9 protein-coding genes are annotated in these 11,014 nt (G+C 57.9%); 6 read left to right on the forward strand and 3 right to left on the reverse strand.

The genetic code is table 11. The features are described 5' to 3' along the window. Window positions 1-53 precede the first annotated feature (53 nt). A complete protein-coding gene (locus FKG95_RS21775; RefSeq protein ID WP_142898527.1) occupies window positions 54-1,985 on the forward strand; it encodes an asparagine synthetase B family protein in 1,932 nt (643 codons plus the stop codon). A gap of 27 nt (window positions 1,986-2,012) precedes the next feature. Here FKG95_RS21775 and FKG95_RS21780 read toward each other — a convergent pair whose 3' ends face one another. Further along, window positions 2,013-2,768 carry a YdcF family protein gene (locus FKG95_RS21780; protein ID WP_142898528.1) on the reverse strand — a complete coding sequence of 252 codons (756 nt, stop codon included), beginning with the start codon at window positions 2,766-2,768 and terminating at the stop codon, window positions 2,013-2,015. Between the two features lie 330 nt (window positions 2,769-3,098). Between FKG95_RS21780 and FKG95_RS21785 the strand changes: the two genes are divergently transcribed. The 3 genes from FKG95_RS21785 to FKG95_RS21795 are packed head-to-tail and all read left to right on the forward strand — an operon-like array spanning window position 3,099 to window position 5,365. After that, entirely contained in the window at window positions 3,099-4,694 is a 1,596-nt protein-coding gene (locus FKG95_RS21785) for an FAD-dependent oxidoreductase (protein ID WP_142898529.1), read from the forward strand. Continuing rightward, the gene (locus FKG95_RS21790) at window positions 4,691-5,098 is read left to right on the forward strand and encodes a hypothetical protein (protein ID WP_142898530.1); all 408 of its coding nucleotides are present in this window, start codon (window positions 4,691-4,693) and stop codon (window positions 5,096-5,098) included. Before FKG95_RS21785 ends, FKG95_RS21790 begins: the two co-directional genes overlap by 4 nt. 45 nt (window positions 5,099-5,143) lie before the next feature. Further along, window positions 5,144-5,365, forward strand: coding sequence for a hypothetical protein (locus FKG95_RS21795; RefSeq protein WP_142898531.1), 222 nt, complete (start codon window positions 5,144-5,146; stop codon window positions 5,363-5,365). A 9-nt stretch (window positions 5,366-5,374) separates the two neighbouring features. Here FKG95_RS21795 and FKG95_RS21800 read toward each other — a convergent pair whose 3' ends face one another. Continuing rightward, window positions 5,375-6,778, reverse strand: coding sequence for an MBL fold metallo-hydrolase (locus FKG95_RS21800; protein ID WP_142898532.1), 1,404 nt, complete (start codon window positions 6,776-6,778; stop codon window positions 5,375-5,377). A gap of 253 nt (window positions 6,779-7,031) precedes the next feature. Here FKG95_RS21800 and FKG95_RS21805 point away from each other — a divergent pair, with 253 nt between their 5' ends. Both FKG95_RS21805 and FKG95_RS21810 read left to right on the forward strand, forming a co-directional pair. Continuing rightward, window positions 7,032-8,201 carry a glycosyltransferase family 2 protein gene (locus tag FKG95_RS21805; RefSeq protein WP_179954219.1) on the forward strand — a complete coding sequence of 390 codons (1,170 nt, stop codon included), beginning with the start codon at window positions 7,032-7,034 and terminating at the stop codon, window positions 8,199-8,201. A gap of 213 nt (window positions 8,202-8,414) precedes the next feature. Further along, window positions 8,415-9,503: a glycosyltransferase gene (locus tag FKG95_RS21810; RefSeq protein WP_142898534.1), complete on the forward strand. Its 1,089-nt coding sequence runs from the start codon at window positions 8,415-8,417 to the stop codon at window positions 9,501-9,503. A 25-nt stretch (window positions 9,504-9,528) separates the two neighbouring features. Here FKG95_RS21810 and FKG95_RS21815 read toward each other — a convergent pair whose 3' ends face one another. Then, a complete protein-coding gene (locus tag FKG95_RS21815) occupies window positions 9,529-10,986 on the reverse strand; it encodes a lipopolysaccharide biosynthesis protein (protein ID WP_142898535.1) in 1,458 nt (485 codons plus the stop codon). Window positions 10,987-11,014: the final 28 nt, after the last annotated feature.

The following is an 11,014-nucleotide window of genomic DNA, read 5'->3' on the forward strand; positions in this document are numbered from 1 at the left end:
CTGCAGGCTGTTAAGACTCCCGAAGGGTCGCCGCTGTAGGTGATGGAAGCGAGGTGCGCCGCAAAACCGGCGCGCCGGATATGGATGAGAGGTCAACGCCAGGTATGAGCGGGCTTTGCGGTTGGTTGGGCAGCGCCGTCGGTGAAGGAGACGCGAAGGGCGTTCTCACGGCCATGACGGACGGACTCTATGATTTCCCGGGGTCTCAGACGCAGGCAGACTACGGCGCGGGCTACGGCCTGTCGGCCAAAGGCAATAGGGCCTGCATCAGTGTGTTCGATGACGGATCGATTGCGGCCGCCATTGAGGGCTATCCACGTTGGCTGGACGCTGAGTTGGGCGCCCTCGCCGACCGCGAGGGCAACGCCGCGGCATTGGCCGCCGCCTACAAACGCTTGGGGCGTGACGCCCTGCAGCAGGTCATGGGCGGCTGGGCGCTCGCCATCATTGATAAGGAGCGGCAAACGGCGCTGATCGCGATCGATCGGCTCGGTATCCGTCCCCTCTGCTTTGCACGGCCCGGGTCGGGCAGGGGCGTCGTCTTCGGAACCACCACCGACAGTATCATGGCGCACCCGGAAATCACCGGCAGCCTGAGCCATCAGGCGATCTTCGACTATATGTTCTTTACCCGCTCGCCGGCGCCGGGAACGATCTTTCAGGAGGTCACCAAACTCCTGCCGGGACAGTGCCTCTGGTATGAGAATGGCGAGGCGAAGACCTCAACTTACTGGCGGGTGGACTACAGCGACGATCATCGCAGCCAGGATGAACTCTCGGAAGAGCTGATGGCCGTTATGCGCCGTGCTATGGCGCGCGCCACAACAGGCCGCGACTTTGAGACCACCGGCTCCTTCCTGAGCGGCGGTATCGACAGTTCGACCGTCACCGGGCTTCTGGCCGAACAAAGCGGACGAACCTCAAAGTCCTTCGGGGTCGGCTTTGATTCCGTCGAGCATAACGAGATGGGTTACGCACGGATCACCGCCAAGCACTATGGCGTCGAACATCTCGAGTACTACGTCACCCCGGCCGATATCGTCGACTTCATCCCGAAAATCGCCGATATCTATGACGAACCCTACGGAAACAGTTCGGCGGTTGCGGCTTACTACTGTGCCAAGATGGCGCGCGGGCACGGCATCGGTCTCTTGCTCGCCGGCGATGGTGGCGATGAGCTTTTCGCCGGGAATGAACGCTACGCCGACCAGAAGATCTTCGAAGCCTACGGATATATTCCCCGCTGGCTGCGCAGCGGCGTGCTGGAACCGATCCTCATGAACCTGCCGGGCGGCGACCGGGTCATGCCCTTGCGCAAGGCCCGCAGCTATATCCGCCGCGCCAAGGTTCCCCTGCCGGACCGGCTGGAAAGCTACAACTACTACAACGAAGTCGCGTTGACCGACTGTTTCATGCCGGCCGTTGCGGACAATATCGACCAGCAGAATCCCTATCACCTGCTGCGGATGCACTACGATGACTCCGGCGCGGCCTCCTCGCTAGATTCCATGCTTTATCTCGATGTGCGCACCACCCTGGCGGACGACGATCTGCGCAAAGTCGAACAGACCACGGCCCTTGCGGGTATTGCCGTGCGCTATCCGCTGCTCGACGAGGAGGTTCTCTCCTTCTCTGCAAAGATTCCGCCTGCGATGAAGCTGGAAGGCCGCAAGTTACGGTCCTTCTTCAAGTACGCGGTGCGCAACTTCCTGCCACCTGAGACACTTACCAAATCCAAGCATGGCTTCGGTCTGCCTTTCGGACTGTGGCTCAAAACCGACCCGGGCATGCAGGCCCTTGCGTACGACAACCTGGCAAGCCTTAAAAAACGCGACATCTTTCAGCCTGCGTTCCTGGATTCAGCGATTGAGACGCACCGCAGCGGACATTCGTCATTCCATGGCGAGCTGATCTGGGTGCTGATGCTGCTCGAACTCTGGTTCCAAAAGCACCAGGACCGAAGCCGCGTCGCATCGGCCGCCTAGGATGGAAGAGAGATCGCAGGCCATTAATCAGGTATAGACCAAGCGGTACCAAAGCTGGCCGAGCCATTCGTGCAGAGCGTAATAGCTCGCGTTGAGGGCACCGGCGTTCGGAATGAAATCGCCGACGCTCAGCTCAAATGGCCCACCAAGGCGCGTGGGCGCCGGAATGACGGTAAGACCCGTCTGCTCGAAGACCAGCACCGCCCGGCGCATGTGCCAGGAATGGGTGACCAGATAGACGGTAGAGATGCCTTTTTCACGCAGCAGGGTTTCAGAGAAAGCGGCATTCTGCTGCGTATTGAAGGCCTCGGTCTCCTGCCAGACCGTTCCGACCCCGAATTCATTGATTAAAACCTTGGCCATGGCCTCAGCCAGAGACGTCTCGACGTCTCCCAGAATGCCGCCGGTCGTCACCACAGGTAAGCCAAAATCGCGATGGAGTTTGGCAGCATAGCGCAGGCGTTCGAGTGTCAGGGAACCAACTGTGTCGTCGCCGTTATACTCCGGCGCATCCCGGTACATTCCGGCGGACAAGACGACGATCGCGGAATTCTCGGCGACGGGCCGCGTCGTATCGAGAACCGGATGGACTTCCAGACTGTGCAGGATCGAGCCGGCGAAGAGCGGGAGCGAGAGAATAAAGAGACCACCGAAAGCAATCTGGATCATCCTGCGCCCCAGGCGGGGCCAGCGCTTGATAAAAAGCCAACCCGCCAACGCCAGGAGGACGAGATTCAGGGGCGGCAGGAAAAGAGGCTTTATGTGGTAAAGAAAAGAAAGCATATCCGACCTTCAGATAACCCAACTGGCCAAACAACCCGACTGGCCAAACAACCCGACCAGCAAGAGATTCGGAAACTTTCGCTTTGAACACGCGGTCGAAGGCTGAAGCGAAGCCAGCCAATGTCACTTTCTGACAGCTTGCCGTCAAACCCTTCCTTAAGAGAGTGCCTCTACCTTCCTCACTCGGCAATCATTTGGATCGGCCTCTTGTGAAGCAGGCGAAAGCGCTGAAATTCAGGAGGCCACCTGGAATCCGCTTTTGAGCCTCTTGCCGTTTACATCCGACCTGATACAACTGTGTGCGCAAAAAGACAGAGGGATTTGAAGACGATGGCCTTCGTGGATACGCGCAGCCTTGGGAACGGAGACGTCATCGAGGCCGACATCTGCATCATCGGTGCCGGGCCCGCGGGCTTGGCCATAGCGACCGCGTTCGAAGGGGATTCCACACGCATTGCACTGCTTGAAAGCGGCGATATCGGCTACGACGAAGAGACTCAATCTCTGGCAGCGGGGGAGATCGTCGGGCTTCCATATCCCAACCTGGATAGCGCCAGACTACGCATGTTGGGCGGCAGCACGAATCACTGGGGCGGCAACATCGGGCTCATGGATGCCCTGGACTTTGAAGTCAGGGATTGGATACCCCATAGCGGCTGGCCGTTCGGACGCGAGGAACTCCTGCCTTACTATAAACGCGCGGCCACTTTCTGCGGCGTTCCGAATGAAGCGTTCGAGATCGAAAGCCAGCAATCGGCACTCGACGCCGACCCCTGGCTCTTCGTGGATGACGCCATCGTAAGCCAGGTTTTTCAAACCGTTGGCGGCGAAGCGCGTGCCTTGGGCCTTTACCACGAAGAAACGCTTGAGCGGGCGGCAAATGTCACCACCTATCTCTTCGCCAATGTCGTAGACATCGTGACCGATGCGCTCTCCAATCAGGTCCGCGAACTGACCATCAAGACTCTGAACGACAAGACACTGACAGCCCGGGCAAAATACTATGTGCTGGCGGCTGGCGGTATCGAAAACCCCAGGATCCTTCTGCTGGCCAACAAGACCAGGCCGGCCGGACTGGGCAATCAAAACGATCTTGTCGGCCGTTACTTCATGGAGCACCTGACAAGTCCCGATTTTGCGTTGTTGTTTCCCTCGGACCCCCAGTTGGACTTACGATTCTACAAAGACTTCGAAGCCGACTGGGGCGAAGCCTGGGGCATCCTGACCTTTTCTGAGGAGGTTCAGCGCCAGGCCGGGCTGGTAAACGCGCGCTTCCAGGCGGCCACCATCACCAACGAATTCAACAAGAACATCGCCAATCCGGGCATGCAATCGCTGGCGACCCTGGTCCGGTCGGGGTCGAGCGGCCGGGTTCCCGACGAGCTGGAACGACACCTGGCGAACGTGATCGCCGACATCGACGACGTAGCCGAGAGCGGGTATTACCGGTTGTTTCATCACCCCGATTACCCGCTGGTGTCTATCGACCTGGTAGTAATTTCCGAGCAAATCCCCAATCCGGAGAGCCGCGTGTATCTCAGCGACGACAAAGACCGTTTCGGCCAGAACCGCTGTGTGCTCGACTGGCGCATAACCGATTTGGACAGCGAGAACCTGACGCGGATTTCAGAGCAGGTGCAGCTCCAGTTTGGCCGCAGCGGACTGGGCCGGGTGCGGATCCGTTTGCCGGAGGGCGGCTATACCCAGATCAACCCGCACCCCCATTACCACCACATGGGCACGACGCGTATGGACAATGACCCCAAACACGGAGTCGTGGACGCCAATTGCCGCCTGCACGAGGCCTCCAATCTCTACCTGGCCGGCAGTTCGGTCTTTCCGACGGTCGGCAACGTGAACCCCACATTCACGATCATCGCCCTGGCCTATCGGCTGGCGGATCATCTTAAAGGTCTGAAATCATGACCCTCTATGCTGCGCCAAGCCGCCGAGCTCTATTCTCCACGCTGCTTGCGCTTCCGGCTTTAGGCAACGCAACATTGGCCTCGGCCAGTCGGAGCACAGACCAACTGACCGATCTCTTTTCCAACCGCCACAGTGCAGCGGTCCTCGGTCAGTTGTACCTGCAGCTTCGGCCCGAAGAGGCCGACACGCAGAAGCTGGAGACGCTGTTGCTCGCACCGGCCAATCTCGAGGTTCTCGCTCCGCAAGGTCCGGGTCACCGCGGCAGACCGGACAGCAGGCGCCTTAAAGCGGCCTTTCAGGAGCTCCGGCGGAGAGACTTTGATCAAGGCGCGGTGGTGCAGATCGGCGGCTGTATGCTGTCGGTGACGGAGCTGCGGCTCTGCGCCCTGATGGCCTTGAGCTGAGCTAAGGCTTATCATCATAGCATATCGACAAAACGGCGAATCCCCATGATCTCAAAAGCCCGGCCATTTTGGCGCTTCTTCCTGCTATCCGTCGCCGCCCTCTCGTTGATCTGGCTGGCCGGTGTCCTCTATCTGGACCTGGCCAACGCCATGTTTCCGCGCGTCCTGATCGGAGGATTGAAGATCCTGGCTGTTGGCTACCTCTGTCTGCTCATCCTGATTCTGCCGGTGCTGGCCGTTCGCAAACTCCTGAAACGGACCGGCTGACCAGAAACCTCAGGAAAAAACCGTCCAGCGCTTGAGATCGTAGAGGTCCTCGTCCACCCGGCCGATAGCCTTTTTGACACCCTGCTTCAGCTGATACATCAGTTTTGGCTGGTCGCCGAAGCGCGAGCGCGGTGGAACGGTGCGGTTATTGAGCAGCGGAAGCATTTCGCGATGCAAATTCTGCTCCGCCTTTTCCCTCGTGGTGTACTCGAAAATGCAGCCTGAGCCGACGAACAGCGTTTCGTGGCCGAAGTCACTCGAGAGGGTGCGTCTGAGATAGGACGACTGCGTGGTCAGGATAACGTCATAGCTCTGTCGGTCTAGGTCTGCGAGCTTGCGGGTCGCCAGTTCGATGGACTTACCCGTCTTGCAAATCTCAATTGCGCTTTCAGCGCCCCGGATGATCACCAAAAACCGGTAATCGCCGCTATATTCGACGAGGTAGGGCCGGCAAATCTCCAAACGCTCCAATAGCTGTTCACGAAGATAATCGACGAAATCCTCATCGACCGGCTGATGCGTGTTCACCTTCTCGATTTCGCGTTCGAAAATGGCCTTGAGATCGCTTTCCTTCACATCATGGAACCGGGTATCGTTTGTGATCTTGCCGTCTTCGATGACGAAGCCGGGGCCGATATCGACCACCTCGGTCCTCGAGCCGGGGTAGGCCGTGGCGTAATAGTCGGTTGGGCGCTCGCCATTGTGGGTCGGCTCATTCGCCCAAAAGAGGTCTTTTTCGAGAAACGCGACATCCGCGGCAAAGGGAAACCCGAAACGCGGGTTCAGTTCATTGACAATGCGCGCCCACTGGCGGTTGAAGTGCTTCTGGCGTTCGATTGCGGTCTTCGCATTGTCCTTGCCCGGAATCACGTAGCAGTTCGGGAAATGCGACGCGATACCATAGCCACAGAAAACATAGTCGATACTCGGGTAGAGCTGTTTCAGGCGCGCGACGATGCTGTCCTGGATATAGCCCGGCGAGGCATGAAGCGCATCATTGAGGTTGAGGGAAACCTCGTCGCCATCCGAAAGTGCCATCAGGGTGTCGTCCGCGTAGGTCGGAATGATGCGGCATTTCACGCCATCGCCCAGATCGACCTCTTCGTCCTGCCCGACTTCAATCACCTCAAAGCCGGCGCGGGTGAGAGACGGTGTCAGATCCAGGGTATCGGAGACCAGCACTTTGGTCGTTTTCGGAAAGCGGCGCAGTGTTCCAAGATGAAGATGGTCCGCGTGACCGTGGGAAATATAGATGTAGTCCACAGGCGCGGCATCGACAGCATCGAGTGAAGGTTTCGGGTAGACCCACCATTGGGCACCGAAACAGGGCCCCTGCCACCAGGGGTCAGAGAGAATTCGCAGTGATTTGGTCTCGACAAGTACCGCCGCGTGTCCAACGAAAGTTGTCTTCATCAGAAGGCCTTTTAATGCTCTTAAGGGTCGTGAAAATCGATCCGCAGATGGGGGTGATTGCTTTGTTTCTGTAACAGTTCTTCAATATATTATAGCTACGCAACAATCATTATTATTTGATGTAAATCACGCTGGCTTTATACAGGCATTCAGCGGTCGAAAGGATATGCCAAACAAGAGCTTTAGCGTATATCTTGGCTCACCCTTGAATCAGCCGCGCGGCTCGAAGGCCTCCGAATTCCTGTGGATAAGAATGTCATCTAACGTAACGGTCATTGTGCCGACGTTCAACCGGGCGAAATACCTGCCTGCCTGTCTTGAGAGCCTGCTCGCGCAATCGGACGCGGCCGATCGAATTATTGTCGTCGATGACGGCTCCACCGACGGCACTGCGGGTATTCTCAAAACCTTTCGTGACCGGATCGAGTGCGTCCGGCAGGACAATCAAGGCAAAGCCGCGGCTTTGAACCGGGCCATGCCTATGGTCGAAAGCGAATATGTTTGGGTCTTCGATGACGACGACGTGGCTTTACCAGACGCCATTACGCTTCACCTCAATGCCCTTGAAGGCAGCGGGCACGGCTTCAGCTATGCATCCTATCAGCGGGCGACCACAAACGAAGATGGCAGCCTTCAGCCCGGACCGGTCCGGCGCGCCGAAAGCTATGATGATCGCGCTCTCTTCATCGATCTTCTGGAAGAGAATCTGTTGCCCCAGCCCTCAATCATTGTCCGGAACGAGTGCTACAAAAGACTAGGGCCTTTTGATGAACGTCTCGTGCGCTCGCAGGACTACGATATGCTTTTACGCTTGAGCCGGAGCTACACCGCGGTGGCTGTCGCTGGCATTACCTACTACTACCGGCTGCACGACGGAGCACGAGGCAGTGGCAACGATAACTTTGCCTTCAGCGCGGTGAACGACAAGTGGATAAAATACGACCAGATCATCTTCGACGGGCTCTATGAAAAACTCGCACTCTGGGAATATCTGCCCGAAGTCAGCACCGAACACACGCTCACGCCCCAGCAGCGGCAACGTGCGCTGATCAAACGCTTTAGCGTCATGATGCGTTACTGCCTTTGGGACTCCGCCGTGGCGGATCTGACGGACCTGCTCCGCGAGAGCCTTGCGGATGCAAGCTTGAGCGATGGAGAGCGGCAAATCCTCCACCGTATTTTCGAAAACCGGGCTCTCTTGATGTTTCGCTGGGGATACGACGGCAGTCGCATAAGAAAAGAATTGCGCGGTGGGAACCGGAAGCTGGCTGATCAGATCCGCGTTGAGTTGTCGAAATCGCTTTACTACGAGCTGAACCGCGATCTCGCAGGCGGCAACAGGCGCGACGCCCTCCGGATTGCAGCCAGGTTGGTCCCTTTGCTGGGTGTGAGAGGTCTTCTCGCGGCCTCAAGCGCAAAGTAGAGTTAGGGCCGCAAGCGTCGTCACGTACCGCCGCGGCAGGTTTTAAACGCGTCACGCAACGAACACTTGTCATGTAGACTACAGACCGGTCATTTGGAGTAGAGAGTGGTCATGCTGAGTAGAGATAGAAATGCGCGCCGCTTCGGCTGTTAGAGAATTAGGGCGCAGTAGACATCGTTCCACAACCCAAAACTATAAAATGCGAGACCCTGTATGCGCGTACTCTTCGGGACTGGGCACAGTTATCTGCCGCAACGGTCCGGTGGATCAGAATCCAGCACCCACGACCTCTGTATTGAAATGCAAAAGCAGGGCATCGAGCCCGGCGTACTGGCGTCGATTGAACCCGAAGGGTGGCTTGGCCTGAAGAATCGCCTGCAACGCAGGGTCTTCTCGCAACGAGAGTTTCCCGCAGATAGAACGATGGGTTACCCGGTTTACCGCGGCTGGCACCCGGAAACCGGCATCGCGGAAGTTGCGATGCGCTTTAAGCCCGATGTCGCGATACTTCAAGCGGGGAGGCCGCTGCAGTTTGCCAGTCTTCTGCTGGATCAGGGCATTCCCTCAATTGTATACCTGCGCGACATACTCTTCGACAAACTGGGCGGTGACGTCGAGAAGCTGCCAGGCCTGCGCTATATTGCGAATTCCCGGTTCACCGCCGATACCTTCGAGGATCACACCGGAATCACTGCGCCGGTCGTACCACCACTGGTCCGGCCCGAAGCCTATCGGACCGAAACCGCCCGGCAGGCCGTTGTTTTCGTGAACCCGCATCCTTTTAAAGGCGCCGAAACCGCATTCATGATGGCGGAGCGTCGCCCGGACATTCCCTTTGACTTCGTCGAGGGCTGGCCACTTAAAGACGAGCTCCTGGCCGAATACCAGTCCAGGGCCCGCGCGCTCGGCAATATCCGCTGGATTCCGCGGCAAAACGACATGCGCAAGGTCTACGCCAACGCGCGGATTGTGCTGGCGCCCAGCCAGGCCGCCTACGAGGCCTGGGGCAGGATTGTCACCGAAGCACACTGTAGCGGCATCCCGGTCATCGCGAGTAAGTCGGGCGGACTGCCCGAATCCGTGGGCCCGGGTGGTCTACTGGTTGATCCTGAGGGCGCGCCGGAAAACTGGCTCAGTGCCCTCTCAGAGATCTGGGACGATCAGGACAGATATGAGAGCTACGCGTCATCAGCGCTGGAATATGGAAAGCGGGATGCGATACAGCCGGAAACACTGATCCGCAAGGTCATCGAAATCTGCGAAGACTGCCGGAACGCTTTTCAGAACACCGCTTCGTCCTGAGAGTTCGCTTGAGACGCACACCGCCTCAAGACTTGACCTTGCCAAACATACCGAGCGCTGACTGATAGGCATTTACGATCTCTCCGCTGAAGTCGTGCTTGAAGAGATAAATGCCCCCGAGCCAGCCCAGACCCATTCCGCAGGAGGCAACCAGCAGCGGCGGCCAGAGGTTCTCGGGCCCGGGCTGCATGTAAAAGAGCGCGAACGCTGGAACGATCGAACTGGTTACGGCCACCATCGCGCTTTTCCAGGTCGCCCGGAACATATCCATGTTCGTGATATAAACCAGAGGCTTCAGGGCCCGGTAAAAAACAAAATAGGTCAGGACGTAAAAGAAGATCTGCCCGACCGCGACATGGGTGATGCTGTAGCTGGCGGTGACAAAAACGATCACGATCCGGACCGACTGGAGCAGGATCTGGGCCTTGAGCAGTTCATTGATCCGACCCATACCCAGCAGGATCTGCCCGCAAAGCGCCCAGGTGGCGGCCGCGATCCCGGCGACCGACAAGATCTGGACGAGAGGGACGGCGGCATCCCATTGATCGCCGAACATGATCCGGATGATCGGATAGGCCATCAGCGCAAGAAAGCAGTAAAACGGCCAGGCGAAGAGAGTCAGGGTGCCGACCGATTTCAGATAGGGCTCTTTCAAATCAATGCCCGCACGATGCCCCGCGGCAAAGGCGGGCAGGGCAACCTGTGCCACCGCATTGGTGAATTCGCGAGAGAACATCGAGATCAGGCCTTGGGCGCGACTGAAAAGCCCGACCGCAGCAAAGCCGAGAAGTCGGCCTCCGATCAAATCAATCGCGTTCATGCCGATCTGCGTGATCAATGCGTCCACGCTCGATTTACCGCCGAAGGAGGCGACGTGACGCCACTCGACGAGATTCGGCCAGATAATGCCCATTTTAGGCCGGTGAAAGGCGGCAATCACCGCCGTGGTGGTTACGCCCGCGAGGGAGGCCCAGGCCAAGCTCTCAAAACTGTAGCCCTGCCAGGCGAGGCCGACAGCCACACTGGCGTGAACAATCGCGCTGACGATCCGGATCTGATAGAGCGCTTTGAACGCCATATTGCGCCGGAGAAGGGCCAAAGTGGGCGAGCTGAAGGGAATAATCACGAAGCTCAGGCTAAGGATTAACAAGACTGAGCGCATTTCCGGCTTACTGTAGATGTCTGCAATAACACTACTACCCAAGGCCAGAAGAAGGGCCAAAGACCACGCCAGGAGCAACGTCAGGCCCGCCGCTGTGCGAATGCGGTTCTCGGTGAGGTCTTTTTCCTGGATCAGATAGTTGCCAACGCCAAAATCGCGCAGGGTATGAGCGATAGCCACAAAGGCCAGCCCGACCGAATAAACGCCGATTTCTAGCGGCGTGAGCAGCCGCGCGATAATAACGGTCGAGCCGATATTTATAAGTGTAACGGAGTATTTTTCCGCTAGTGAAATCAGCAGTGAGAGCCGGACACTCGTCATAAACTTTCGCGGCGCTCAAACGGAGCCG

Source organism: Denitrobaculum tricleocarpae (assembly GCF_007004665.1).
Classification (GTDB): Bacteria; Pseudomonadota; Alphaproteobacteria; order Kiloniellales; family Kiloniellaceae; genus Denitrobaculum; species Denitrobaculum tricleocarpae.